The following is a 25854-nucleotide window of genomic DNA, read 5'->3' as shown; positions in this document are numbered from 1 at the left end:
TCAGATCGGCCAGGTGGTGTCGCCGGGGTGCCGGGGCTTGCTCAGTGCTCGGGGGCAACCGGCTGGACAGTGACGTTCATGAAGTAGGACTGGATGGTCGTGTTGACGGTGACGTTGATCTCCTCCACGTTGAAACAGGTCACCTCGTAGCCCAGGGGGATCGAGGCGGTGGCGCCGTCGGTGGGATCGGCGGCAAGGTTCGCACACCTTTGGTGCACCTCGAAGAAGGCTTCTCGCATCTGGCTCCTGATGTCCGCGTCGTCAGGCCAGATCGCGGCCCAGGCGAAGTCGGTCACGGTGGCCGTGAGCTCGGCGAGGTTCTCGCGGGTGACCTCCTGGTTCCGGCCCGCGTCGGCAGTGACGTCGGTGCTGATCCAGAAACCGGTGACCAGATCGGAGTCAGGATCGGCGTCGTACCCGATCGAGGCCACACGGTCATGGTTCCCGGCCGGGTCGTCCGCGCCGCACTGGCGGGTGCGTGTCACGGGGTTGTCCTGCGCATCCCGCTCACCCTCGTCCCAGCAGGTCCAGTCGAGCTCCGACTCGAGGTGGTCCATGGACTGTGGCCCGACGGCAGGATCCGGGAAGCAGTTGTGCAGGCTGCCTTCTGCGCACAGCACGGGCGCCCCCTCGGGCGCGGGGGTCTCGCTCGCTGTGCTCCCGGAGTCTGCTCCCTCGGGTGCTGCCCCGTCGGCAGGTGACGGCTCGGCGCTCGTGGGGTCCGGACTGCCGGAGCCGGTGGGGATCACCTGCGTCAGGACGAGCACCAGCGCGACGACGACCACGAGCCCGCCCCCGACGGCGGCGGCGATGACGACGGCCCGTGGCCCGCCGGACGATGGTGTCGCGATGTGCCACGACGCACCGTTCGGGCAGACGTACGAGCCGCCCTGGTCGATCCATGCACCGCCACGTCTCGCATCCGGCATCACGGGTGCACCGCACCGGTGGCACCTGCTCGGTCGAGGCACGTCAGATCCTGAGAGACTGTGGGCGATGAGGCCGGGACGTCATCGTTCGCGTGGCGGCGACGAGCGTAGCGGGCATCACGCCAGCCGTGAAGAGGGGGCCGGACGCGGCGGGCCAGGGGGCTCGTCCGTTGGTGGGCGGAGGTCGTCAGAACGGTGGTGGCGGCCCGTCGTCGTCCACGGAGGACGATGTCTCGTCCGTCCCGGACCGTCCGGGAGCGGACGGCGGTGGCAGGGATCGCCCGGGCCCGGCGTGCGTGATGGTGCCGTCCCGTTCCCGGCGATACGTGTGACCGGTCGGGGAGGTCCAGTCGAAGACTCCGCCGTCGTGCTGGACCAGCCGGAAGTGGCCGAGCGTCTTCTCGCGATGGTCGATGAGGCACAGCGCGCCGAGATTGGTCAGGGCGGTGGTGCCGCCGTGGCCGAACGGCACGGTGTGATCGAGTTCGCAGGCGGACGCCTTGGTGTTGCACCCTGGCCGGACACAGGTCCGGTCACGCTCCCGGACGAGGCGTGCGAGGTCTGCCGGCGGGCGGTACCGGGTCCGCCCGACGTCGAGGACCGTGCCGCTCACCGGGTCCGTGAGCAGGCGCCGCACCGTGGCCTCGGTGGTCAGGGCTCGAGCGGCGGATGCGGTGACGGGCCCGTACCCGTCCAGCACGGCAGGCTCGTCGCCCCCGAGCATGGTCGAGATGGGCACGGTGACGCTCACCTGGACCGGGGCGCGTCCCGTGGTGGCTATCGGCCAACGCGGGCGCTGACCAGGCTCGTCCGGTCGCACGGGCGGGTCGTTCCCGATCGGGTCCGGCGAGAGCGGGTGGCTGGCGTCGGCCCCGGCAGCACCAGACCCGGCATGGCCGGCCGCATCGCGGCGAACGCCTTCGTCCGCCCCCAGCAGCGGCAGCTGTTCGGGCGGCAGCGGACCGATCCAGCCGGTGCGCAGCGCGTCGAACCCGATACTGGCAAGGATGTCAGCGCGGAGCTGGTCGATGGTCCGGGAGTCCCCGCCGGAGCGCGCCGCGCGAGCGGCACCGTCCAACGCATGATCCAGTGCGATGGCGCCTTCGGCCGGCAGGTACGCGGAGATCGACGCCATCCCGTCGGGTAGCGGACGGGCGTGGTTGACCCGGCGTTTGCACCGTGCGGCGCGGTGTCGCGCATCCGCGCCCTCCGGGTCGATCTCCGCGACCGCCCGGGCGACGTCACGCCGGATCTTGGGCGGCGTCGAGGCCGGCGCGTCCGGCAGGACGGCGTCCTCAACCTCGAGCACGAGCGGCTCGGGGAGGTCCTCGAGCTGCGACGTCATCGCCTCGGCCTTGGCCCAGGTCAGCTCGCCGGCCAGCAGGGCCTCCCCGGTGGCTACCATCGTCCGTTCCATCAGTCGGCCGGTTCGGATCAGGCTCGCAGCCGCGTGCCGCGTGGTCGCCAGCCGCATGGACAGCTCGGTGGCAGCACGAGGCTGCGACTGCCCGGAGCCCCGCCCGGTGGGGGCGGGAAGCGGTTCGCCTGCGGGACCGGGACGCCGCGCGACCGCCGTCACAGGTCCGTAGATCGCGTCGAGTCGGTCCTCGACCGCGGCAGCGGCGCTGGCCTGGCGGGCCTGCGCGTACGAGACCACCCGGCCCCACAGGGCGACGGCGTCGACCGCGTCGCCGGCGCCGAGCTCGGTCACGTCGACGGAGTCCAGGAGAGTGGCGAGGGCCAGACCGGACGCGTTCGCCGCGCCCTCGAGCGCTCGGTGCCCCCAATCCGAGCTCGGTCCGCCGTCCCAGTCCAGCGCGAGGGCGTGCGCCCCTTCGGTCTCAACGGCGGCGTCCTGAGCGACTGGCTCGGGCTCGTCGGTCACGGGCTCGTCGGTCACGGGCTCGTGCGGCTTGTGCTCCATCGGCGCGGCGTCGTACTCCGTTGCCGCCGCGAGCTCGTCCAGCACGTACGCCGCCCACTCATCACCCCTTCGTGCCCGTTCGGCCAGAGCGTCCCGGCCCGTCTCCGCGACGCTGCGGGTGACCTCGGCGAACCAGCGCCGCTCGGACTCGAGCGCCATCCGGTCCAGCGCTGCGATCAGCGACCGGGCGTGCTCGCAAGGCAGAGCGTCCGCCGCATCGTCGATGCAGCAGGCGCCTGCCGGTTCGAGCGTCGCTCCGCCTTCCATGATTCGAACATACATGCGGCCACCGACATGGCTCGTCAGCCGCGGATCGGCCGGTCGGGGGCGTCGGTCGCCGGCGGCCCGCGGCCGCACCGGGTGTCGGCCCGCAGGAGGTCCACGAGCCCGGAGCGCGGTTCGGCGACAGGGACGGGCGCGACGCCGTCGCGGGCTGCAGACGCCTGCAGCGACGGCACCGCGCAGAACCGGACTCCGGCGGCCCGGATTCGAGCGTGCGCCCGCGCACGGTGTTGGATGTCCCCATGAGCGACGTGGTCCTCCGAGGGCGTGTGGTCACTCCCGACCGGATCGAGGACGACGGCGTCGTCGTCATCCACGACGACACGATCAGCTGGGTCGGCGCCGCCTCGACCGCCGCCGACGCGTCGGCAACGGGGTCCGACCTCACCGACGCGCTCACCGCCGCGATCGCCGAGACCCGGCCGGATCCCACCCGGTACCTGCTGCCCGGCCTGGTCGACCTGCACAACCACGGCGGCGGCGGCGCCTCCTTCCCGGACGCGCGCACGCGCGAGGACGCCCTGCGGGCGGTCGCCGAGCACCGTCGCCACGGCACCACGTCCGTCGTCGCCTCACTCGTCACCGCGTCACCGGAGACGCTCCGCGAGCGGGTCGCCCTGCTCGCCGAGCTGGCCGACGACGGCGAGATCGCCGGTATCCACCTCGAGGGCCCGTTCCTGTCCGCCGCACGGTGCGGGGCCCAGGACCCGAACCTCATCATCCCGCCCGACCCGCAGCTCACCGAGGACCTGCTGCGCCTCGGCCGCGGCCACGTCGTCACGATGACGCTCGCCCCCGAGCGCGACGGCGTCGAGGACGTCCTCACGCTGCTGGCCGACGCCCGCGCCCTGCCCTCCTGGGGCCATACCGACGCCCGCCCGGACGAGGCACGGGCGGCCCTCGCGGCGGGCGCCCGGCTGCTCGCGCCGTCCCGGCGCCGCGCCACCGTCACGCACCTCTTCAACGGCATGCGTCCGTGGCACCACCGCGACCCGGGACCGGTGGGCGAGTTCCTCGCCGCGGCCGCCGGTGGCGAGGCCGTCGTCGAGCTCATCGGCGACGGCACCCACCTCCAGCCCGACGTCGTGCGCGAGGTCCACGCGATCGTGGGCCGGCAGGGCGCCGTCCTGGTCACCGACGCCATGGCCGCCGCCGGCATGTCCGACGGCGCCTACCGCCTCGGCACCCAGGACGTCGTCGTGGCGGGCGGCGTCGCGCGCCTCGCCGACGGCGAGTCGATCGCGGGCGGCACCGCGCACCTCCTCGACGTCGTCCGCACCAGCGTCGAGGCCGGCGTCCCGCTCGTCGACGCCGTCCACATGGCCGCGACCGGTCCCGCCGCCGTCCTCGGCGACACCTCCGTCGGTGCGCTCGAGGCCGGCCGGCGCGCCGACGTCCTGATCACCGACGAGAACCTGTACCCCGTCCGCGTCATCCGCCACGGCAAGGAGGTCACATGACCGAGAGCACCGAACGACGCTTCCCGGAGAACTTCGTCTGGGGATCCGCGACCGCGGCCTACCAGATCGAGGGGGCGGTGAACGAGGGCGGTCGCGGCCCGTCGATCTGGGACACCTACTGCCACACCCCGGGCCGGACCAGGAACGGCGAGACCGGCGACGTCGCCGCCGACCACTACCACCGCTGGCGCGAGGACATAGCCCTCATGAAGGAGCTCGGGCTGCAGGCCTACCGGCTGTCGATCTCCTGGTCCCGGGTCCAGCCGGGCGGGACCGGCCCGCTGAACCCCGAGGGCGTCCGCTTCTACCGCGACCTCCTCGACGCACTCCTCGAGGCGGGCATCGAGCCGGTCGTCACGCTCTACCACTGGGACCTGCCGCAGGAGCTCCAGGACACGGGCGGCTGGGTGAACCGTGAGACGGCCTACGCCTTCGCCGAGTACGCCCGGCACATGGCCCGCGAGCTCGGTACCCGCGTCACCACCTGGACCACTCTGAACGAGCCGTGGTGCTCGGCCTACCTCGGCTACGCCTCGGGCGTCCACGCACCCGGCCACACCGACCCGGCCGAGGCGCTCGCCGCGGCCCACCATCTCAACCTCGCCCACGGCCTCGCCGCGTCGGCCATCCGCGACGAGCTCGGCGACGACACCCCGGTCTCGATCACGCTGAACCTGCACGTCACGCGGCCCGCGGACGCCGAACGCGCAGCGGACCTCGAGGCGGCCCACCGCGTCGACCTCGTCGGCAACCACATCTTCCTCGGGCCGCTGCTCGACGGCTCCTACCCGACCGCGCTCCTCGACCTCACCCGGCACATCACGGACTGGTCGTTCGTGCAGACCGGCGACCTGGCCCTCATCCGCCAGCGCATCGACGTGCTCGGGGTGAACTACTACTCCACGAACTACGTGCGCCAGCTCGCACCCGGGGAGGAGCCGAGCGGCGACTCCGGCGGCCACGGGGCAGGGGCCGCGAGCCCCTGGGTCGCGCTCGACGACGTCGAGTTCCTCCCCTCCGAGCCGCCGCTGACGGCCATGGGCTGGAACATCGAGCCGGAAGGGCTCCACGAGCTCCTGACGGCGCTGGACAACGCCTACGACGGCCTCCCGCTCATGGTCACCGAGAACGGGGCGGCGTTCGAGGACGAGCCCACGACCGACGCCCAGGGCCGCGTCGTGGTCCACGACGAGCAGCGCATCGACTACATCGCCCGGCACCTCGACGCGGTCGCGCAGGCGATCGAGGACGGCGCGGACGTGCGCGGCTACTTCGTGTGGTCCCTCATGGACAACTTCGAGTGGGCGCGCGGGTACTCCAAGCGCTTCGGCATCGTCCGGGTCGACTACGACACCCTCGAGCGCATCCCCAAGGACTCCGCGCGCTGGTACGCCGAGGTCGTGCGCACAGGGATCGTCCGGGTGCCGAGCACCGCGAGCTCCTGATGCCCTCCTCCCGCCGGTCCCGGCGCCGTCCCTACGGCCAGGGGCACGTGCCGCTGGACGAGGGTCGGCTGCGCGGCATGACCCGGACGGAGCGCGGGCCCGGCGGCGAGGAGTACGCGGTGCGCGAGGTCGCCGGGTCGGAGAAGTCCTACCGGTGCCCGGGCTGCGACCAGGTCGTCCCGCCCGGCCTCGCCCACGTGGTGGCCTGGCCGACCGAGCACCTCCTCGGCACCCGCGCGGGCCTGGACGAGCGCCGTCACTGGCACACCTCCTGCTGGAGAGCCAAGCGCCGCCCGGCACGCTGACCATCGCTCTACTGTGTCTCCATGACCGCCGTCGCGCCGGCCGCGCGCACGCCTCCGTGGCGCTACGCCGTCGGCATGTTCGGCACCTCGATCCCGATCAACATGATCAAGGGGTCGGTGATCCTCTACTACGTCGACATCCTCGGCCTCGACGTGCGCGCGTACGGCATCGTCATGACGGTCTACGCCGTCATCGACGCGATCGACAACCCGGTGCTCGGCTACCTCTCGGACCGCACCCGTACCAGGTTCGGGCGCCGCCGTCCCTGGCTCGTGGTCGCCGCCCCGCTGCTCGCGGCGAGCATGATCGCGTTCTTCTCGGCACCCGCGTCCCTCGACGGCGTCGGCCTGGTGCTGTGGTTCGCCGTCTTCGCGATCCTGTGCGAGGCGTTCGACTCGGTGCTGAACGCCAACTACGGGGCGCTGCTGCCCGAGCTCTTCCCGCGTGAGCGGGAGCGCGCCGTCGCGAACGGGCTGCGCCAGGGGTTTCAGCTCGTCGCCCTCGTGGTCTCGCTCGCCGTGACCCCGGTGCTCACCACAGGCGTGTTCGGCACCGAGGAGACGACGTCGGGCTTCACGACCACGGCGATCCTCTACGGCGCCCTCGCCTCCGCCGTCATCGTGCTCATGGCGCTCGGCGCGCGGGAGAACCCGCGCTACGCCACCGAGCACCGCCCGCGGCTCCTCGCCGGCGTGGCCGACATCCTGCGGAACCCGCTGTTCTGGAAGGTCGGGCTGGTGGGCGCCTGCTACGGCGTCGCGATGGCGCTCGTCCTGTCGGGTGTGCAGCTGTACGTCCGGTACTCGCTCGGGCTCGCGGTCACCAATGCCCTGTACCTCCAGGGCGCCGTCATCCTCGTCGCGGCCGGCGGCCTGGTGGTCTGGACCCGGGTGGTCAGGCGCCGCGGCGCGGTCCGCACCTGGCGAGTGGCGTACGCCGTGCTCGCCGCCAGCTTCGTGGTCCTGTTCTTCGCGGACGGGCTGGTCCCGGCCATCCTCGCCGGCGCCCTGGTCGGCGTCGGCTGGTCCGGCATGCTCGCCACCAACGACCTGGTCGTGGCCCGCGTGCTCGACGACGACGCCGCCTCCCGCGGCGAGCACCGCGAGGGCCTCTTCCTGTCCGCCTTCGGCTTCTTCGGACGCCTCAACGGCGTCCTCACCGGCCTCGCCCTGACCTCTCTCGGGATCTTCTTCGGCTACAACTCCGGCGACGACCCGGGCCAGGACCCCGGCCTCGCCTTCCGGTTCTACCTGTGCGTCTACCCGTTCGTGCTGACCACCATCGGTGCCATCGCGTCCCGGTTCGTCGACGTCGGCGCCCCGACGGCGGACCGAACCGAGAGCTCCCCGGAGACCCCGATGCCACCACCGTCCGTCCCGACGGCGCAGGAACCTGCTCCGTGACACGCCGGCTCGTCCTCACCGCCGACGACCTGGGTCGCGACCCCGCCACCAACGACACGGTCCTCGCCCTGCTCGCCGAGCACGCCGTCTCCGCCACGACGCTCGTGCCCGTCTCACCGGACGCCGCCGACGCGGCGAGACGTGCCCGGGTGCTCCGTGCCCGGCCGCGGCTGCACGTCACGCTGACCGGGGAGCAGGGCCGGCCGGCCTGGGCGCCGCTGACGGCCGGCGCGAGCCTGACCGGCCCGCGCGGCGCGCTGCTCGAAGACCCGCACGAGCTCGCGGCCGGCCTGGAGCGGGACGACCTGGTCGCCGAGCTGGACGCCCAGCTGGGCTGGATGCGGACCCAGGGCTTCGTCCCCGCAGCCGTCGACTCGCACGCCGGCACGCTCTACGGACTGCACGGCGCGCAGAGCCACTGGGTGGCCGATGAGGCGCTGGCCTGGTGCGCGCGCCACGGGCTGGCCCTGCGGCTCCCGCGGGACCTGGCCCCGTACGCCGGCACGCCCGTCCCGGACGCGCTGGCCGGGCACCACGCGCGTGCCGTGGCGCTCGCCGACGGGCTCGGCGTGCCGATCCCCGCCGCCATCCTCACCAACCGCCGCACGGCAGCCGATCTCGGCTCCTACGAGGCCCTGCGCGCGGACCTCGTCGCTCGGCTCGAGACGCTGCCCGACGGGATCAGCGAGCTGTTCCTGCACCCGGTGGACGAGGCGGACCGGGCCGGGCGCGACCCGGTGCACGCCTGGGAGGCCAGGCTGCTGCGCGATCCGGCCTGGCACGGCGCGCTGTCCCACCACGGCATCGAGGTGGTCGCAGGATGGTGGGTGTGACACGCATCGTGCACGACCTCCGGCTCGGCCTGGAAGACCGGCTCGAGCAGGAGCTGCGCACCCTGCCCTTCGAGGTCCAGGGCGGTGACCCGAGCCTCGAGGTGACGCTCGAGTACGACCGCACCGCCGCCGTCGTCGACCTGGGCTGCTCCGGGCCGGACGGGTGGCGCGGCTGGTCCGGGGGTGCCCGCGACCGTGTCGTCGTCGGGGCCGATGCCGCCACGCCCGGCTACCTGCCCGGGCCGCTGGAGCCGGGGGAGTGGAGCGTCCAGCTCGGCCTGTACCGGCTCCCGGTGGAGCCCGTCCCGGTCCGGGTGACCGTGGAGACGCCCGCGACCTCGCCGGTCCCGCCCGAGCCGGAGGTCGTCCCGGCGCCGTCGACCCCGCGGGCGAGCGACCGCCGGCTGCCCGCGCCGGAGGGCCTCACCTGGTTCGCGGGCGACTTCCACGCCCACTCCACGCACTCCGACGGCGAGCAGTCGCTCGGCGAGCTCGCCGGCCTCGCGGTCCGCAACGGCCTGGACTTCCTCGCCGTCACCGAGCACAACACCGTCTCCCACCACCCCCTGCTGCCCGGCATCGGCGCCGCGCACGACCTCACGCTGCTGCCCGGGCAGGAGGTGACCACGCCGCGCGGGCACGCGAACGCCTTCGGCGACATCGGCTGGGTCGACTTCCGCGAGCCTCCCGACAGGTGGGTCCGGGACGTCGCCGCGCGCGGCGGGCTGCTCAGCATCAACCACCCGCTGCAGGGGGAGTGGGCGTGGCAGCACCCACTCACCGAACCGCCCGACGCGCTCGAGCTCGCGCACGTCAGCTGGTTCGCCCACCCCACCGCCACCGCCCCCTGGGCGCTGCTGGCCCGGTGGCGCCCGGGCGTGACGCTGCTCGGCGGCAGCGACTACCACAACCCGTCCCACGGCTACCTGCCGGGCACTCCCGCCACCTGGGTGCTGGCGGAGGACCGCAGTGTCGAGGCACTGCTCGACGCGGCCCGGGCCGGCCGTACCGCCGTCACCCGTCTCACCGCCCCCGACGCACCCGCCCTGGTCCGGCTCGGCGAGGACCTCGCGGCGCTGGATGCGGACGGCGCCGTGCTGGGCGACGTCGAGGGCCGGGCACGCCTGCTGCACGGGGACCGCGTGGTGCTGCCCGCGCACCGGGCGGGCACCGGGCCGTACCGGCTGGAGACGCCGACGGGGGAGATCCTCGCGATCTGCACCTGACCCGCCCGGCCCGTGCGGGTGCCGGCCGGCCGTGCCATCCTCGTGCCATGACCGCGCCGTTGTCCCTGACCAGGCACGGGGCCGCCGAGGGCCTGCCGCTGGTGCTGCTGCACGCCTTCCCGCTCGACTCCCGGATGTGGGAGGGCGTCATCGGGGAGCTGCCCGAGATCCCGGTGATCACGCTCGACGCCCCCGGCTTCGGGGCGTCCCGGTCACCGCGCGCCGTCGCCGACGCCGTCGGCCGGCCGCTGGCGCCCTCCCTCAAGACGTACGCGGACGCCGTCGCCGCCACGCTCACCGGCGCGGGTGTCGACCGTGCGGTGGTCGCGGGGCTGTCCATGGGCGGCTACGTCGCCCTGGCGCTGGCGGAACGGCGCCGCGCGCTGCTCGCCGGCGTCGGTCTGCTCGACACCAAGGCGACCGCGGACGACGCCGACGCCAGGGCCAACCGGGTGCGGGTGGCCGAGCAGGCCGCCGGGTCGCTCGGGTCGCGTGCCGTGGCCCCGATGGTGGACGCGGTGCTCAGCCCGACGACGCACCGGCAGCGGCCGGAGGTCGTCGCCACCGTCTCGCGCTGGCTGGCCGAGGCGCCGCCGGCCGGCATCGCCTGGGCGCAGCGGGCCATGGCGGGCCGACCCGACCGGCGCTCGGCGCTCGACGGGCTCGGAGTCCCGGCGCTCGTGCTGCGCGGTGCCGACGACGCGAGCAGCAGCGACCAGGACGTCGAGACCATGGCGCAGGCGCTCGCGGACGTCGAGGTCGTCGTCGTGCCGGACGCGGGCCACCTGAGCGCGGTCGAGGACCCGGGCGCCGTCGCCGCGGCGCTGCGGGCGCTGCACGAGCGGGCCGTGCGGCACGAGAAGGCTCAGCGCCAGCCCGGGTAGACGCGGTCCAGCGCCGCCTCGAGCGCGATCGAGTCGCCGTCCTTCCCGGACGCGCCGATCACCAGCGGGGGGTCGCTCGGCGCCACCTGCGCCCCGCGGACACGGTCCAGGAGGCTCAGCTGTGCGGTGAGCACGTAGAAGGCGCCGTCGGTGCCCACCGCGACGCTGCGGTCCCTGCGCAGGTACCAACCGCGGAGCGACGTGCGGGCGGTCACCGTGCCGCCGTAGTCGCGCACCCGCAGCACCTCCGGCTCCGGACCGCTCCGGCGCGCGGCCTCGGCGAACGCCACCAGCATGGCCCGCGCCCGCTCGTGCTCCGCCCGGCGGCGCCGGTCCAGCAGCTCGGCCTTGGCCGCCGCGTCCGCGCGCCGGCGCTCCGCCCATGCCTCGCTCACCCGCACAGCCTAGATCGGTCGGTGCGACGGCGGGGCTAGCCTGGCGCGGTGAGCGCACCGAACGCCCGGATCCGACCCGCCACCGTGCTCGACGCGCCGGACCTCGCCGCCGTGCACCTGCAGGCCTGGCGCGAGAGGTACGGCGACCTCCTCCCGGAGGACGTCTACGCCGAGCGGGCCGAGCACGGGCCGGGACAGTGGGAGGCGATGCTCGCCGACACGGCCGGTCCGACGACCTGGATCGCCCGCCGGGACGGCCGCGCCGTCGGCTTCGCGCAGGCCACGGCACCCGGTGCGGGCGAGGTCCGGTCGTTGGAGCTGACGTACCTCGTCGTGCTGGCCGCCGAGCAGGGCAGGCGCACCGGGACGCACCTGCTGCAGCTCGCCATCGGCGACGCCCCGTGCCAGCTCTGGGTGCTCGAGGGGGACGAGCGCACGATCGGCTTCTACGGTCACCACGGCTTCGCGCCCGACGGCGCACACCGGCCCGCGTTCGGGGGTCACCTCACCGAGGTGCGCATGCTGCGCTGAGGCCGGCCTCGGCCGCCGGGGGTCGGGCTCAGCCCTTGCGTGCGGGTGCGTCGGTGCTCTCGTTCGGCGAGGTCTCGGCGGTGTCCTCGGTGCCGGCGGCGCCGGCCGTGCCCGTGGTGCTCTCCGCCTGCTCGGCGGCGTCGCCCGGCGGGGGCGGCGCGGCACCGGCCGAGTCGACCGCCGGTGCGGGAGCAGCGGGCTCCGGCTCGGGAGCGCTCTGGCGGACCGGCTCGGGAACGGCCACGTCCTGCGCGGCCGCCTCGCTCGGCGAGGCGGGCAGGTCGTCGGCCGGTGGTGGCGGGGGCGGTGTCTCGCCCTCCCGGTTCGCCAGCAGGCTGCGCATGTCCTCCAGGTAGGAGGCGATCGACTCCCGCTGCTTCGTCAGCTCCTCGACCTGACGGGTCGCCGTCGAACGGGCCTCCTCGGCCGCGGCCTCCGCCTCGCTGCGCAGCCGGCTCGCCTCGGCCCGCGCGTCGGCGAGGGCCCGCGCGGCCTGGTTCTCGGCCTCCTCGCGCCGGGCCCGGGCCGTCTGGTCGGCGTCCCGCAGCATGCTCTCGGTGCGCTCGACCGCCTCGGCGAGCCGGCGCTCGGCCTCCGCGGCGCGGTGCTCGGCCTCCTGCACGACGGCGGCGGTCTCCGCGACGGCCTTCTCGTGCGCCTCGCTGGCCTCCTTCTCCGCGGTCGCCTTCAGCCGGGCCACCTCGTTCTCGGTGCGCAGCCGCAGCTCGGTGGTCTCCTTCTCCACCAGGGCGCGCGCGAGGCCCACCTCGCGGTCGAGACCGGCGCGCCGCTCGGAGACCTCCGTCTCGATGCCCACCCGCAGCCGCTCGGCCTCCCGCTCGGCCGAGGCGACCATCTCCTCGGCACGCCGGCGGGCGTTCTCCTCGGTGGTGCGCGCGGTCTCCTCCGCCGTACGGGTCGCCTGCTCGGCGTCCCGCCGGGAGTCGGCCAGCAGCGTCGCGGACTCCTGCTCCGCCCGCTGCGTGAGTGCCCGGGCCGCCTCGTTGGCGCGCGAGACGATCCGCTCGGCGTCGGCGTTGGCGCGCGCCACGACGTCGAAGGCCTGCTCCTCCGCGGACCGCAGCAGCCGCTCGACCCGCGAGCCCAGGCCCGCGTAGCTCGGACGCTCGTTCTCCTTGAGGCGCGCCTGGGCCTCGGAGAGCTCCCCGGAGACCTTCAGCAGGCGGGCGTCCAGCGTGCCCACCTTCTTCCGGGCGTCCGCCAGCGCGCTGCTGAGCGCGTGCAGCCGCTGGTCCACCTGCGCGCGGTCGTACCCGCGCAGCACGACCGGGAAGGCCGGCTGGTCCTCGTTGTCGGCGGGCTGGTTCATCTCGACGTCTCCTGACACTCGTGCTGCCGCGTCAACCGTAGTCGGCCGCCGTCCAGGGCCGAAACGGGGGGCGGCGCCGAGGCCCGGCCCGGCACCCACAGAGGGGCTCGAGCACCGCCCGCCGGACACTCCCGGTCCGCGCGCACGCCGGGACGCGCCGTGCGTAGGCTTGTGATGCCGCCCACTGGCCAGGAGTGATATCGGGCACCGATGGGCGCATGGCTGGTTATCGGTACGTATTGTGACGACCTGACGATGCCGACCCGGGCATCCCGACGGGAGGACACCCGCTCACGTGACACGACGGATCATCTCCGTCGCGCTGATCGTCCTGGGGCTCGTCGCCGTCCTGGCGGCGATCGCCTCCGCGACCATCTGGCGGCCGACGGACATCGCAAGGCTCTCGCTGCCCGCCCGGCCCGACGCACCTCTCGTCGTGACCAACGCCGGCGTGCTGGACACGGTCGGCCCCGAGGTGACCGTCCGCGCCACCGCGGGCGACGACGACCCCGTCACCCTCGCCGTCGGGCGGACCGAGGACGTGGACGCCTGGGTGGGTTCCGCCCCGCACGAGCGGGTCACCGGCCTGGCCTCCTGGGAGGAGCTCGCGGTCGAGACGGCGAACCCGGTCGAGGAGACCACCGAGCCCGCCGAGGAGACGACCGGCGGCGGCGAGGAGACGACCGGCGGCGAGGAGGAGACCACCGAGGGTGCCGGGCCCGAGGAGGCCTCCGTCCCGGACCCGGCCGGCTCCGACCTGTGGGTCGCCGAGCAGACCGGTACCGGCTCCGCCGAGATGACCTGGACCGACCAGGACGGCCGCTGGAGCCTGCTCGCCGCCACCGACGGCAGCGGACCGGCACCCGAGGTCTCCCTGACCTGGCCCGTCGAGGTCCGCACGCCCTGGCTGATTCCCGGCATCGTCGTCGGCACCGTGCTGGTACTGGTCGGTGTGCTCCTCCTCGTCCTGCAGGCGCGCGCCGGGCGTCGCGCCCGGGACCACGAGGCCGCCGTCGCCGCGCGCGCCGACGAGACCGCCGTCCTGACGGCCGTGGGTTCCGAGGACGCCGAGCCGGGTCGCGAGCCGCACGAGCACGGTCGCCACCGGCGCCGGCGTCGCCGGCTCTGGGGACGTTCGCCCGAGGAGACCGCGGCCGCCGCCATCGCCACCGACCAGCCGGAGGCGCACGCGACCGACCGCGCGACCGACGAGGCCGGGACCGCCCGCGGCGCGGGCATCGTGCCCGCCTCGCCGCGGGCCACCGAGCTGCGCGCCGGGCGGGACGAGGCGCAGCCGGAGGACGCTGAGCCGGCTTCCGACGTGGCCGAGCCCGCCGGCCCGGACGAGGGTGACGAGCCCACCGGGGCGTCGACCGACCGGACGCCCACCGACGAGGCGGAGGACGAGACCGCCCAGACCTCCGGCTGGCGTGCCATGTGGGGCTTCGGACCCACCGGCGAGGAGCCGCCCGCCACCGACCCGCACACGGACGAGAAGGAGCAGCGATGACACCGCGCCGCACCCTCGCCGGGCTCTGCCTCGCCGTCTCGGCCACGCTGCTCGCCGGCTGTGCGACCGAGCTGCCCCAGCCGCGGCCGGAGCAGCCCCCGCAGACGCCCCCGCCGGCACTTGACGAGGACCGCCTCCAGCGCGTCCTCTCCGAGGTCGAGGGCACGATCGCCCAGGGCGACGAGGAGAACGACGGCCAGCGCCTCGGTCCGCGCATCATGGGCCCGGCCGCGGACACCCGCCGCGCCGAGTACGCCCTCGCGCGGGCCACGGACGGCAACACCTCGCCGGCGCCCCTGATCACCGACGCCAACGTGACCTCGGTCGCGGCGTCCGACAGCTGGCCGCGCCCGGCGATGGTCATCACCGACGTCCCGGAGGGCGAGAACCTGCCGCTGCTGCTCGGCCTCGTCCAGCCGAACCCGCGCGACCCGTACGCGCTGTGGGGCTGGGTGACCCTCTTCCCCGGGATCCAGCTGCCCGGCATGGACCGCATCGAGACCGGCTCGCCGGTGCTCGAGCCGGACGCCGAGGGCCTGGCCGCCACGCCGGAGCAGGTCGTGGACCGGTACGTGAACGTCTTCAACAACGGCGACGACAGCGACTTCGCGGACGCCTTCGCCGAGGACCCGTACCGGACCTCCTCCCACGAGACGACCGACGAGCTCAGCGAGGCGATCGAGGCGGCCGGCGAGGCCAGCGTCGAGGCCGAGGTCGGCGACGACGGCCCGCTCGCGCTCGCCACCGCCGAGGGCGGCGCGATCGTCATCAGCGAGCTGCGTTCCACCCTGACCATGACCCGCACCGTCCCGGAGAGCGAGCTCACCGCGGGCGGCGAGCTCGCCGCCCTCATGGAGGACGACGAGGTCGTGGGGTCCGTCTCGGGTGTCTCGGACGTCACCATCGCCTTCTACGTCCCGCCGGCGGACGCCGAGGACACCACGATCCAGCCGATCGGAGCCACCAGCGTGCTGGCCGACGTCAATCGCGACGACGACGCGGCGCCGGAGTAGGCCCTGCGCGAAAACCGCCTGCGCCGGTCCCGTTGCACCCCGGGAGCGGCGTAGGGTTTTCGCCAGACCACGGTCCTTCGTCAGACCACCGCCCAGCGAGACCAGGGGATGTGCACGGGATGAGCCAACCCACGTCCGGCATGAACCTCCACGGCGCCGTCGACCTCTCGGCGCTCGCCCAGCAGCCGGGCTCGAACGGGCCGGCCGCGCCCGCCGGGGGCGGCACCGGTGGTGCCGTCCCGGGAGAGCTCGTCGTCTCGGTCACCGAGGAGACGTTCGGAGAGGTCGTCCAGCGCTCCACGACGGTGCCCGTCCTGGTCAACCTGACCTCGGCGCGCTCCGGTGCCTCCGGCCAGCTCACGCCGGTCCTGGAGAAGCTCGCCCGGGAGTACGGCGGGAAGTTCCAGCTGGCGAACGTCGACGCCGACACCTCGCCGCAGATCGCCGGCGCCTTCCAGGTCCAGTCCGTCCCGACCGTGGTAGCCCTCATCGGCGGGCGTCCGGCGCCGCTGTTCCAGGGCGCCTACCCGGAGGAGCAGCTGCGTCAGGTGCTCGACGAGGTGCTGCGGCTGGCGGCCCAGGCCGGCGTGACGGGTGTCCTCCAGCCCTCCGGGGAGGACCAGGACGGCCCGGACGAGGAGCCTGCGGAGCCGCCGCTGCCGCCCCTGCACGCCGAGGCGCTCGCCGCCATCGAGCGCGGTGACCTCGACGGCGCAGAGGACGCCTACCGGCGCGCGCTCAAGGAGAACCCCGGTGACGACGACGCGCACGCCGCGCTGCTGCAGGTGCAGCTGATCCGCCGGGTGGAGGGGCGCGACCCCGAGGAGGTGCTCGCCGCCGCGAGCGACGCCCCGGCCTCCGACGTCGACGCCCACCTCGCGGCCGCCGACGTCGAGGCGACCACCGGCCAGTTCGGCGCGGCGTTCGAGCGGCTGCTCGCCGCCGTCCGGGCGACCGCCGGCGACGAGCGGGAGCGCGTCCGGGTCCGGATCGTCGAGCTCTTCGAGATCGCCGGGCAGAACCATCCGGACGTCGGTCCCGCGCGGCGCAACCTCGCCTCGGCGCTCTACTGAGGGCTGGGCGGCCCCGGCGAGGCGGTCGGGCCGGGGCTACCCGTCGTCCGGCACCAGCCAGACGGCGCCGAGCGGCGGCACGCGCAGGGTGGCCGACGCGGGGTAGCCGTGCCAGGGCTGCTCCTCGGCGACCACCCGGCCGAGGTTCCCGACACCGGAGCCGCCGTACTCCTCGGCATCGGTGTTGAGGACCTCGAGCCAGCCGCCGGCGTGCGGCAGGCCGATGCGGTAGCCCTCGTGCGGGGTGCCGGCGAAGTTCACCACGCAGGCCACCACGCCGGCGCCGGCGTCGTCCTCGCCGTCGGCGCGCTCGCGCCGCAGGTACGCGAGCACGTTGTGGTCGCCGTCGCCGGCCTCGATCCATGCGAAGCCGCCGTGGCTGAAGTCGTCCGACCAGAGCGCCGGCCGCTGCCGGTAGATCTCGTTCAGGCGCGCCACGAGCCGCGCGACGCCGGCGTGGCCCGGGTCGTCCAGATGCCACCAGTCGAGCCCGCGGGACTCGCTCCACTCGGCCTCCTGGGCGAACTCCTGGCCCATGAACAGCAGCTGCTTGCCGGGGTGGGACCACTGGTAGGCCAGCAGCGCGCGGACCCCGGCCAGCTGCTGCCACCGGTCGCCGGGCATCTTGCGCAGCAGCGACCCCTTGCCGTGGACCACCTCGTCGTGGCTGAGCGGCAGGACGAACTGCTCGGAGAAGGCGTAGACCAGGGAGAACGTGAGCTCGCCGTGGTGATAGCGCCGGTTGATCGGCTCCTCCGCGAGGTAGCGGAGCGTGTCGTTCATCCAGCCCATGTTCCACTTCAGGCCGAACCCCAGCCCGCCGGCCGACGTCGGCGCCGTCACCCCCGGGAACGCGGTCGACTCCTCGGCCACCATGACGATGCCGGGCGTCTTGCGGTAGGCGGTCGCGTTGGTCTCCTGCAGGAAGCTGATGGCCTCGAGGTTCTCCCGTCCGCCGCGCACGTTCGGCCGCCACTGACCGGGCTTGCGCGAGTAGTCGAGGTAGAGCATCGAGGCGACCGCGTCCACCCGCAGCCCGTCGACGTGGAACTCCTCGAGCCAGTACAGCGCGTTCGCGACGAGGAAGTTCCGCACCTCCCGCCGGCCGAAGTTGAACACGTAGGTGCCCCAGTCCTGGTGCTCCCCGCGCAGCGGGTCCGGATCCTCGTACAGCGCCGTGCCGTCGAAGCGCGCCAGGGCCCACGCGTCCTTCGGGAAGTGCGCCGGCACCCAGTCGACGATGACACCGACGCCCGCCCGGTGCAGCCGGTCGATGAGGTGGCGCAGCTCGTCGGGGGAGCCGAACCGGCTCGACGGCGCGTAGTAGGAGGTGACCTGGTAGCCCCAGGACCCGCCGAACGGGTGCTCGGCGACCGGCATGAGCTCGACGTGCGTGAAGCCGTGCGCCTGGACGTGCTCCACGAGCTGCTCGGCCAGCTCCAGGTAGCTCAGGCCCGGCCGCCAGGAGCCCAGGTGGACCTCGTAGACGCTCATCGGGCCGCCGTGCGGATCCGACGCGGCCCGCCGGGCCAGCCACTCCTCGTCGCCCCACACGTAGTCGGACTCCTCGACGACGGAGGCGGTCGCGGGCGGGACCTCCGTGCGGCGCGCGAGCGGGTCGGCCTTGTGCTGCCAGGTGCCGTCGCGGTGCCCGAGCTCGAACTTGTAGCGCTCGCCGGGGCCGATGCCGGGGACGAACAGCTCCCACACGCCGGTGGAGCCGAGCGCCCGCATGGACGTGCCGCGCCCGTCCCAGGCGTTGAAGTCCCCGACCACCCGGACAGCGGTCGCGTTCGGCGCCCAGACGGCGAACCCGACGCCCTCCACCCCGTCGGCGCCGTGGTCGTCGGACAGGCTGCTGGGGTAGCGGCGCACGTGTGCGCCGAGGACCTGCCACAGCTGTTCGTGCCGGCCCTCGCCGATGAGGTACTGGTCCATCTCGCCGACCGTGGGCAGGAACCGGTACGGGTCGTCCGTCACCTGGGTGCGCTCGCCGTAGGCGACCCGCACCCGGTAGTCCGGCACCTCGCTGCCGGGTACGACGGCGACCCAGACGCCGTCCTGCTCGTGCGTCGCGTCGTAGGTCCCGTCCGCGGTGACGATCGCGACGGCGTCGGCCAGGTGCCGCACCGTGCGGATCGTGACCCCGTCCTCGCCGGGGTGCGCCCCGAGGACGGCGTGCGGGTCGTGGTGCCGGCCGTGGGCGACCTCGCGCAGCAGGTCGGGATCCACCGGGACCGGTTCGCTCATGCTGCTCACTCTCCCATCGTGACCGTCCGTCGGGAGTCTCGCCGCCCGAGGCGGCGTCGCGCCGGGACCGGCCGGGGCATCCGGGCCCGGACCCAGGATGCGCTCGACCCCGGCGAGCGGGACGGGAAGCCAGGAAGGACGGTTGCCGGCCTCGTACGCCACCTCGTAGAGCGCCTTGTCCAGCTCGAGGGCGCGCAGCAGGGCGGGGTTGTCCCGCGGGTCGCTGCGCGTCAGGTGGGCGTAGCCGTCCAGGAACGCCTCGCGGGCGCGCTCGGCCCAGGCTCGTGCGGCGTCCCCGTCGACGTGGCCGGCGATCTCGACCGACGCCGCCGCGTAGTCGTAGGACCGCAGCATCCCGGCGACGTCGCGCTCCGGGAGGTCGGGCGCGGTGCGTTCGGCGAGGGGCCGCAGCGGCTCGCCCTCGAAGTCCAGCAGCACCCATCCCCGGCCCGGGACGTCGAGCACCTGGCCGAGGTGGTAGTCGCCGTGGATGCGTTGCAGGGCCGGCCAGGGCGCGGCGGCGCCCGCGGCGAAGACGGCCTCGACGGCGTCGTGCCGGGCGTCGAGGGCCGGCACCAGGGCTGCCGCGGCTGCGTGCCGCGCGCGCCAGGAGGCCAGGACCGCGGCCCGGGCGTCCTCGTCGGGGGGCGTGGTGGGCAGGGTGGCCGCCAGGGTGGCGTGCACCTCCGCCGTCGCCTCGCCGAGGGCCCGGGCCCTCGCCGTCGGGTCCTCGGCGCGCTGCAGCGCCGCGAGGGTGACGCGCCACGCGTCGGGCGCGCCCGGCAGGAACTCCTGGACGACGGCGAGGTGCCCGGTGACGGGCGCGCCGTCCGGGCCGGGCCACCGGCCCAGCAGGTCGCCCACGGGGGCGGGGACGTGCGGCGAGCCGGCGAGGGCGAGGGCCTGCTGCAGCTCGACGTCGGGGTTCCGGCCGGCGTGCAGGACCCGGAAGACCTTGAGGATGAGCGGTCGGTCGACGGGTTCGCCGGCGCTGCCGCTGACGTCGGCCGCGTGCAGCACGACCGACGTGTTCGACTGCTCGCCGGCGAGCACGCGGGACCCGCGGACCTCGAGCGGCGGCAGCAGGCCGGTGTGGTGCCCTTCGGCCCAGGTGCCGCTGTCGGGCCCGTCGCCGGTCCCGGCACCGTCGCCGGCGACCTCGAGCTCCTCGGTGACGCACCGCAGCAGTGCGGTGGCGCCCACCGGGTCGTGGCAGGCGTCGTAGACCCACCGCCGGGCACCCCCGCTGTCGGCCGTGCCCACCAGCGCCTGCGGCGCGGCACCCTGCAGGGGGGCGTCCCGGTACGTGAGCGGCACCTGGTACAGCACCGGCACGGTCGGGGCCTCGTCGAGGACGAGGTGGGTCTCGACGTCGACCCCGCTCCTCTCGCCGGGTCCGGTGGGCGCCGCCAGCCGCAGACCACCGATCCGGCGCAGCCGCGGCTCGCGGCCCTTGCCCGTGTACCAGCGCTGCTGCGCCAGCCACCCGGGGAGCAGGGCACGGAGCTGCGAGTCGAGCCCAGGCATCAGGAACCCGCTTCCTCCGGCGTGGCCGCCGCGGGCGTGCCGTCCCCGGCCGCGGGGGCGGCGGGCGCCCGGGACGGCGGACCGGCCGTGGGCGGCAGGCCGGGTGCCCGCGGCGCGGAGGACGTCGTCGGCACCACGTAGGTGCTGGGCCGGGCGTGGCCGTGCGGCGCGGGGTGCGCCGGGCTGACCGTGTGGACCTCCGTCGTGACCCGCACCTCCGGCTCCTCGCCGGACGGCGGCACCTCGGCGGGGATGCCGCCGAGCGGGGCGTCCTCGGTCTCGTCCGCGTCGGAGACCACGAGCCAGAAGAAGTCGCGCGACCCGAGCGTCAGGGAGACGTGCCCGTCCCGGGCGACCGCGGGGAACCGGGCCCCGCCGAAGACGTCCGTCAGGTGCCGCCCGGCGTACCCGGGCAGCCAGATCGTCGCCGCCCGCGGCGTGTTCGCGAGGTTCATGACGCACAGCAGCGTCTCGTACGCGTCGGACCGCGTGAAGGCGAGCACCGCGTCGTTGTCCACCTCGAGCGGGACGAAGTCGCCGTGCCCGAACACCGGGTGGCGCCGCCGCACCTCGAGGATCCCGCGGACCCAGTGCAGCAGCGACGTGGGCTGGGCGAGCTGTGCCTCCACGTTGACCGCGGCGTAGTGGTTGACCAGGGACTGCACCACGGGCAGGTAGAGCTTGCCCGGGTCGGAGGTCGAGAAGCCGGCGTTGCGGTCCGGGGTCCACTGCATGGGGGTGCGGGAGGAGTCGCGGTCCGGCAGCCAGATGTTGTCGCCCATCCCGATCTCGTCGCCGTAGTACAGCGTGGGCGAGCCGGGCAGGGACAGCAGCAGGGCGTGGGCGAGCTCGATCTCCGCACGCGAGTTGCCCAGCAGCGGCGCCAGCCGGCGCCGGATGCCGACGTTGGCGCGCATGCGGGGGTCCTCGGCGTACCAGCCGTACATGGCGGCACGCTCCTCGGTGGAGACCATCTCCAGCGTCAGCTCGTCGTGGTTCCGCAGGAACGTGCCCCACTGCGCGCCCGGCGGGATGGCGGGCGTGTCGGCGAGGATGTCGCGGATGGCCCCGGCCCGCTGCTCGCGCAGCGCGTAGTAGAGCCGCGGCATGACGGGGAAGTGGAAGCACATGTGGCACTCGGGCCGGTCCGCCGTGCCGTAGTAGGCCACGACGTCCTCCGGCCACTGGTTCGCCTCGGCCAGCAGGATCGTCCCCGGGAACTCCGCGTCGACCATCGCGCGCAGGTCGGCGAGGAACTCGTGCGTGGCCGGGAGGTTCTCGCAGCTGGTGCCCTCCTCCTCGTACAGGTACGGCACGGCGTCGAGCCGGAAGCCGTCCACGCCCGTGCGGCACCAGAACCGCACGACGTCGAACATCGCCTCCTTCACGGCCGGGTTCTCGAAGTTCAGGTCCGGCTGGTGGGAGAAGAACCGGTGCCAGTAGTACTGGCGGCGGACCGGGTCGAACGCCCAGTTCGAGGTCTCCGTGTCGACGAAGATGATGCGCGCGTCCTCGTACCGCTCCGTCGTGTCGGACCAGACGTAGAAGTCGCCGTACGGGCCGTCGGGGTTGTACCGGGAGGCCTGGAACCACGGGTGCTGGTCCGAGGTGTGGTTCATCACCAGGTCGATGATGATCCGGATGCCCCGGGCGTGCGCGTCCTCCATGAGCTCGGCGAAGTCCTCGAGCGTGCCGTACTTCTCGTCCACGGACGTGTAGTCGGAGACGTCGTAGCCGCCGTCGCGCAGCGGCGAGGGGTAGAAGGGCGGCAGCCACAGGCAGTCCACGCCGAGCCACTGGAGGTAGTCGAGCCGGTTGATGAGCCCGCGCAGGTCGCCGATGCCGGAGCCGTCGGAGTCATGGAAGGCGCGCAGCAGCACCTCGTAGAACACCGCGGTGCGGTGCCAGTCGCTCTCCTCGCCCAGCCCGGGCCGGTCCGTCCCCAGGTCGCGGACGGGCTGGACGCGCGGGGGCAGCGTCCCCGCCGGCGGCTCGGGCGGGACGCCGGACGGCGGCTGCACCCTCGAGGGACTCACAGCGGCCTCACCGCGAGCACGTGCGCGCACGTGACGTGCGGGTCCAGCCGCACGTACGGGTGCGAGCCCCAGTAGTACGTCTCGCCGCCGAGCTCGTCGTGGACCTCCATCAGCGGGACGTCACCGTCCGTCGGCGCAGCCGTCGCCGTCAGGCCGAGCGCCTCGAGGTCGAGGTGCACCAGGCCGTCCCGGGTGGCGTACGGGTCGAGGTTCACCACGACGATGACCACGTCCTCCGTGCCGGTCGGTGAGTGCTCGGCGCGCAGCCGCTTGGAGAAGCAGAGGGTGGCGTCGTCCGTCGTGGGGTGCACGTGGACGTCGCGCAGCCGCTGCAGCGCCGGGTGGGCGCGGCGGATCCGGTTGAGCTCGCGCAGCAGGTCCGCGATCCCGAGGGACTCGGCCCGCGCCCAGTCCCGCTCCTTGTACTCGTACTTCTCGTTGTCGATCTGCTCCTCGGCACCCGGACGCGCGACGTTCTCGACCAGCTCGTACCCGGCGTAGATGCCCCAGGTGGGCGACCCGGTGGCGGCGAGCACGGCGCGGATCGCGAAGGCGGCCCGCCCGCCCTGCTGCATGTACGGGGTGAGGATGTCGTGCGTCGTCGGCCAGAAGCTCGGCCGCATCCGGGCATCCGTCTCCCGGGCCAGCTCGAGCAGGTAGTCGCCGAGCTCCTCCTTGGTGTGCCGCCACGTGAAGTACGTGTAGGACTGGTGGAAGCCGATCGCCCCGAGCGTGCGCATCATCGCCGGCCGGGTGAACGCCTCGGAGAGGAACAGCACGTCCGGGTGCCGCTCCCGGAACTCGGCGAGCAGCCGCTGCCAGAAGCTCAGCGGCTTGGTGTGCGGGTTGTCCACACGGAACGCGCTCACCCCGTGCTCGACCCAGGTGAGCAGCACGTCGCGGATCGCGACGTAGATGCCCTCGGGGTCGTTGTCGAAGTTGAGCGGGTAGATGTCCTGGTACTTCTTCGGCGGGTTCTCGGCGTACGCGATGGTGCCGTCCGCGCGGGTGGTGAACCACTCCGGGTGCTCGGTGACCCACGGGTGGTCCGGCGAGGCCTGGAGCGCGACGTCGAGCGCGACCTCCAGGCCGAGCTCGCGGGCGCGGGCCACGAAGTGGTCGAAGTCGGCGAAGGTGCCGAGGTCCGGGTGGATGGCGTCGTGGCCGCCGTCGGGGCTGCCGATCCCGTACGGCGACCCGGGGTCGCCGGGCCCGGCCTCGAGGGTGTTGTTGCGGCCCTTGCGGTTCGTCGTGCCGATCGGGTGGACCGGGGTGAGGTAGACGACGTCGAAGCCCATGTCCGCGATGTCCGGGAGCCGCTCGGTGGCGGTCCGCAGGGTGCCGGAGACCCATTCGCCTGTGGCAGGGTCGCGGTGCGCGCCCTCGGAGCGGGGGAAGATCTCGTACCACGAGCCGTACAGGGCGCGCTCGCGATCCACGCGCAGCGGGTAGGTGGCGGACGGAGAGACGTGGTCCCGCAGCGGGTGGGCGGCCAGGACCGCCCGGACCTCCTCGCCCGTGGCCGCGGCCAGCCGCGCCTGCGGTGGACGGCCGGTGTCCCGCAGGGCGGCGACGGCGTCGGCGAGGATCTGGGCGGCATCCTCCGGCATGGGGCTCCGCGCCGCCCGCTCGAGCACGAGCGTGCCCTCGGCGAGCATGAGCTCGACGTCGACGCCCGCCGCCACCTTGACGGTCGCGTCATGGAGCCACGTGCCGTACGGGTCCGACCAGCCCTCGATCCGGAACCCCCAGTCACCGGGGGCGTCCGGGCACAGCCACGCCTCGTAGCGGTCAAGCCCGGGGGCGACGTCGACCATCGGGGACCAGGAGTGGTCGGTGCCGTCCGGGGCGATGAGCACGGCGGTGGCGGCGACGGCGTCGTGCCCCTCCCGGAAGACGGTGGCCCGGACCGGGAAGGCCTCGCCGACCGTGCCCTTGGCGGGCCAGCGCCCGTCCTCGATGACGGGGGAGACCTCGACGACGGGGATCCGCCCGATCGGCGCGAACGGTGCCGGGACGGGCCGCGGAGACGTGGACTGCGCTGGCTGCGTGCTGGTCACACGACGAACCTAACCAGGTCTGCCGCTCGCACGCAGGGGCGCACGGGCGTCGCGTCCCACGCGGTGATCGTCCGCGACGGGTATCGGACGAGCGTGTGCCATAGTCGCCGGCACGAGGAGTGCGGAAGGACGGTGACCCGGCGTGTGGGATCTCGTGCTGCGCGGCGGCCGGGTCCTGGAGCCGACCGGCAGTGGTCAGGTCGATGACGGCGTCGCGGACGTCGCCGTGCGTGGCGGCCGGATCGACGCCGTCGGTCCCGGACTGAGCGGCGCCGCCGCTCGCGTCGTGGACGTCTCCGGGCAGCTCGTCGTGCCGGGTCTGGTGGACCTGCACACGCACGTGTGGCACGGCGCCACCTACTGGGGCGTCGACCCCGCACCGCTCGCCTGGCGCACCGGGGTGACCACCTGGGTCGACGCCGGCTCGGCCGGCGCCTACGGCATGGCCGCCTTCCGCCGGGGCGTGGTCGAGCCGGCCCCCGTGCGCATCCACGCGCTCCTGAACGTCTCCGGCATCGGCCTCGTCGGCCGCACCGGCGAGCACCGCGAGCTGGAGAACCTCGACGTCGCGGCCGCCTGCGCCGTCGCCACCGAGCACCGGGACCTGGTCCGCGGCGTCAAGGCGCGCATCGACCGCTATACCGTCGCCGAGCACGGGCTCGAGCCCCTGCGGCGGGCCCGCGAGCTCGCCGACGCCCTGGAGCGGCCACTCATGGTGCACATCGGGTACGGGCCGCCCACCGTCGCCGACGTCGCCCCCCACCTCGGCGCGGGCGACATCCTCACCCACTGCGCCACCGGAGCGGCCACCGACCTCGTGCGAGACGGCCGGCCCACCGACGTGCTGCACGGCCTCGTCGAGGCCGGCGTGCTGCTCGACCTCGGTCACGGCTCCGGCGCGTTCGCCTTCGACGTGCTCGAGGCGGAGCTCGCCGCCGGGCTCCGGCCGATCGTCTCGACGGACCTGCACATCCGGTCCGTCCACGGTCCGGCGTTCGACCTGCCGACCGTGCTCGGCAAGGCGCTCGCCGCCGGGATGCCGCTCGCCGACGCCGTCGCCGCGGTCACCGTCCGGCCCGCCCGGGCGCTCGGCCTCGACGCCGGGACCCTCGCCGTCGGGGCGCCGGCGGACATCGCGGTCTTCGACGTCGAGGAGGGCTCGTTCCCCACCCTCGACGTCCACCGGCAGGTGCGGCACGCGCCGCTCCGGCTCCGCAACACCGCCACCTACGTGGCCGGACGGCTGCTGCCCCCGGCCGCCGCCGCCCCGCCCCCGCCCTGGGTGCCGCTGTCCGACGCCCAGCGCGCCGCGGAGGCGGAGCGCGTCCGGCGCCTGCGGGACGCCGCCCCGACGCTCGAGCGTCCGGAGGACTTCGACGAGCCGTTCCCGCGGGACCAAGCCCCCTGACCACACCGACCGATCAACGACATCCGCAC

19 protein-coding genes are annotated in these 25854 nt (G+C 74.4%); 12 read left to right on the top strand and 7 right to left on the bottom strand.

The annotated features are described in order from the left end of the window. Positions 1–41 precede the first annotated feature (41 nt). Both ACFQQL_RS14365 and ACFQQL_RS14360 read right to left on the bottom strand, forming a co-directional pair. Entirely contained in the window at positions 42–929 is an 888-nt protein-coding gene (locus ACFQQL_RS14365; RefSeq protein WP_382395579.1) for a hypothetical protein, read from the bottom strand. A gap of 187 nt (positions 930–1116) precedes the next feature. Next, positions 1117–3120 carry an HNH endonuclease signature motif containing protein gene (locus ACFQQL_RS14360; protein WP_382395577.1) on the bottom strand — a complete coding sequence of 668 codons (2004 nt, stop codon included), beginning with the start codon at positions 3118–3120 and terminating at the stop codon, positions 1117–1119. Positions 3121–3377: 257 nt separating this feature from the next. Here ACFQQL_RS14360 and ACFQQL_RS14355 point away from each other — a divergent pair, with 257 nt between their 5' ends. The 7 genes from ACFQQL_RS14355 to ACFQQL_RS14325 are packed head-to-tail and all read left to right on the top strand — an operon-like array spanning position 3378 to position 10692. After that, the gene (locus ACFQQL_RS14355) at positions 3378–4595 is read left to right on the top strand and encodes an N-acetylglucosamine-6-phosphate deacetylase (protein WP_382395575.1); all 1218 of its coding nucleotides are present in this window, start codon (positions 3378–3380) and stop codon (positions 4593–4595) included. Then, positions 4592–6040, top strand: a complete 1449-nt coding sequence (locus ACFQQL_RS14350; RefSeq protein ID WP_382395573.1) for a GH1 family beta-glucosidase — start codon at positions 4592–4594, stop codon at positions 6038–6040. The genes ACFQQL_RS14355 and ACFQQL_RS14350 overlap by 4 nt, the downstream gene beginning before the upstream one ends. Next, positions 6040–6345, top strand: a complete 306-nt coding sequence (locus ACFQQL_RS14345; RefSeq protein ID WP_382395571.1) for a hypothetical protein — start codon at positions 6040–6042, stop codon at positions 6343–6345. The genes ACFQQL_RS14350 and ACFQQL_RS14345 overlap by 1 nt, the downstream gene beginning before the upstream one ends. Before the next feature lie 21 nt (positions 6346–6366). Next, entirely contained in the window at positions 6367–7749 is a 1383-nt protein-coding gene (locus ACFQQL_RS14340) for an MFS transporter (protein WP_382395569.1), read from the top strand. Then, positions 7746–8582: a ChbG/HpnK family deacetylase gene (locus tag ACFQQL_RS14335; protein ID WP_382395567.1), complete on the top strand. Its 837-nt coding sequence runs from the start codon at positions 7746–7748 to the stop codon at positions 8580–8582. The genes ACFQQL_RS14340 and ACFQQL_RS14335 overlap by 4 nt, the downstream gene beginning before the upstream one ends. Then, complete coding sequence (locus tag ACFQQL_RS14330; RefSeq protein ID WP_382395565.1) at positions 8579–9808, top strand: CehA/McbA family metallohydrolase; 1230 nt, start codon at positions 8579–8581, stop codon at positions 9806–9808. The genes ACFQQL_RS14335 and ACFQQL_RS14330 overlap by 4 nt, the downstream gene beginning before the upstream one ends. Positions 9809–9855: 47 nt before the next feature. After that, positions 9856–10692, top strand: coding sequence for an alpha/beta fold hydrolase (locus ACFQQL_RS14325; protein ID WP_382395563.1), 837 nt, complete (start codon positions 9856–9858; stop codon positions 10690–10692). Here ACFQQL_RS14325 and ACFQQL_RS14320 read toward each other — a convergent pair. After that, entirely contained in the window at positions 10674–11087 is a 414-nt protein-coding gene (locus ACFQQL_RS14320) for a hypothetical protein (RefSeq protein ID WP_382395561.1), read from the bottom strand. The two genes, ACFQQL_RS14325 and ACFQQL_RS14320, sit on opposite strands and share 19 nt — an antisense overlap. Before the next feature lie 48 nt (positions 11088–11135). On the opposite strand from ACFQQL_RS14320, the gene ACFQQL_RS14315 reads away from it, so the two are divergent. Beyond that, positions 11136–11618: a GNAT family N-acetyltransferase gene (locus ACFQQL_RS14315; protein ID WP_382395559.1), complete on the top strand. Its 483-nt coding sequence runs from the start codon at positions 11136–11138 to the stop codon at positions 11616–11618. Between the two features lie 28 nt (positions 11619–11646). Here ACFQQL_RS14315 and ACFQQL_RS14310 read toward each other — a convergent pair whose 3' ends face one another. Next, positions 11647–12948 carry a coiled-coil domain-containing protein gene (locus ACFQQL_RS14310; protein ID WP_382395557.1) on the bottom strand — a complete coding sequence of 434 codons (1302 nt, stop codon included), beginning with the start codon at positions 12946–12948 and terminating at the stop codon, positions 11647–11649. A 295-nt stretch (positions 12949–13243) separates the two neighbouring features. Here ACFQQL_RS14310 and ACFQQL_RS14305 point away from each other — a divergent pair, with 295 nt between their 5' ends. From ACFQQL_RS14305 to ACFQQL_RS14295, 3 genes are all read left to right on the top strand, one after another. After that, the gene (locus ACFQQL_RS14305) at positions 13244–14458 is read left to right on the top strand and encodes a hypothetical protein (RefSeq protein ID WP_382395556.1); all 1215 of its coding nucleotides are present in this window, start codon (positions 13244–13246) and stop codon (positions 14456–14458) included. After that, a complete protein-coding gene (locus ACFQQL_RS14300) occupies positions 14455–15471 on the top strand; it encodes a DUF8094 domain-containing protein (protein WP_382395554.1) in 1017 nt (338 codons plus the stop codon). Before ACFQQL_RS14305 ends, ACFQQL_RS14300 begins: the two co-directional genes overlap by 4 nt. A 119-nt stretch (positions 15472–15590) precedes the next feature. Continuing rightward, complete coding sequence (locus ACFQQL_RS14295) at positions 15591–16544, top strand: tetratricopeptide repeat protein (RefSeq protein ID WP_382395552.1); 954 nt, start codon at positions 15591–15593, stop codon at positions 16542–16544. A gap of 36 nt (positions 16545–16580) precedes the next feature. Here the strand turns inward: ACFQQL_RS14295 and glgB are convergent, their stop codons facing one another. From glgB to ACFQQL_RS14280, 3 genes are read right to left on the bottom strand one after another with little or no spacing between them, the layout of a single operon-like run. After that, positions 16581–20321, bottom strand: coding sequence for a 1,4-alpha-glucan branching protein GlgB (glgB, locus tag ACFQQL_RS14290; protein WP_382395550.1), 3741 nt, complete (start codon positions 20319–20321; stop codon positions 16581–16583). Beyond that, entirely contained in the window at positions 20321–22357 is a 2037-nt protein-coding gene (treS, locus tag ACFQQL_RS14285) for a maltose alpha-D-glucosyltransferase (RefSeq protein ID WP_382395548.1), read from the bottom strand. The genes glgB and treS overlap by 1 nt, the downstream gene beginning before the upstream one ends. Beyond that, a complete protein-coding gene (locus tag ACFQQL_RS14280) occupies positions 22354–24417 on the bottom strand; it encodes an alpha-1,4-glucan--maltose-1-phosphate maltosyltransferase (RefSeq protein ID WP_382395546.1) in 2064 nt (687 codons plus the stop codon). Before ACFQQL_RS14280 ends, treS begins: the two co-directional genes overlap by 4 nt. A gap of 142 nt (positions 24418–24559) precedes the next feature. Between ACFQQL_RS14280 and ACFQQL_RS14275 the strand changes: the two genes are divergently transcribed. Then, complete coding sequence (locus ACFQQL_RS14275) at positions 24560–25825, top strand: amidohydrolase family protein (RefSeq protein ID WP_382395544.1); 1266 nt, start codon at positions 24560–24562, stop codon at positions 25823–25825. Positions 25826–25854: the final 29 nt, after the last annotated feature.

The sequence above is a fragment of the Georgenia alba genome, from assembly GCF_042665525.1.
Classification (GTDB): domain Bacteria; phylum Actinomycetota; class Actinomycetes; order Actinomycetales; family Actinomycetaceae; genus Allobogoriella; species Allobogoriella alba.
This window is presented reverse-complemented; position numbering and strand designations above follow the sequence as displayed.

Excerpts from the sequence above, each read along its gene's own strand:
- ACFQQL_RS14340 (WP_382395569.1), top strand. The coding sequence starts at position 6,367 with ATGACCGCCGTCGCGCCGGCCGCGCGCACGCCTCCGTGGCGCTACGCC.
- ACFQQL_RS14355 (WP_382395575.1), top strand. The coding sequence starts at position 3,378 with ATGAGCGACGTGGTCCTCCGAGGGCGTGTGGTCACTCCCGACCGGATC.
- ACFQQL_RS14325 (WP_382395563.1), top strand. The coding sequence starts at position 9,856 with ATGACCGCGCCGTTGTCCCTGACCAGGCACGGGGCCGCCGAGGGCCTG.
- glgB (WP_382395550.1), bottom strand. The coding sequence starts at position 20,321 with ATGCCTGGGCTCGACTCGCAGCTCCGTGCCCTGCTCCCCGGGTGGCTG.
- ACFQQL_RS14310 (WP_382395557.1), bottom strand. The coding sequence starts at position 12,948 with ATGAACCAGCCCGCCGACAACGAGGACCAGCCGGCCTTCCCGGTCGTG.
- ACFQQL_RS14295 (WP_382395552.1), top strand. The coding sequence starts at position 15,591 with ATGAGCCAACCCACGTCCGGCATGAACCTCCACGGCGCCGTCGACCTC.
- ACFQQL_RS14345 (WP_382395571.1), top strand. The coding sequence starts at position 6,040 with ATGCCCTCCTCCCGCCGGTCCCGGCGCCGTCCCTACGGCCAGGGGCAC.
- ACFQQL_RS14350 (WP_382395573.1), top strand. The coding sequence starts at position 4,592 with ATGACCGAGAGCACCGAACGACGCTTCCCGGAGAACTTCGTCTGGGGA.
- ACFQQL_RS14360 (WP_382395577.1), bottom strand. The coding sequence starts at position 3,120 with ATGGAAGGCGGAGCGACGCTCGAACCGGCAGGCGCCTGCTGCATCGAC.
- ACFQQL_RS14365 (WP_382395579.1), bottom strand. The coding sequence starts at position 929 with ATGCCGGATGCGAGACGTGGCGGTGCATGGATCGACCAGGGCGGCTCG.
- ACFQQL_RS14300 (WP_382395554.1), top strand. The coding sequence starts at position 14,455 with ATGACACCGCGCCGCACCCTCGCCGGGCTCTGCCTCGCCGTCTCGGCC.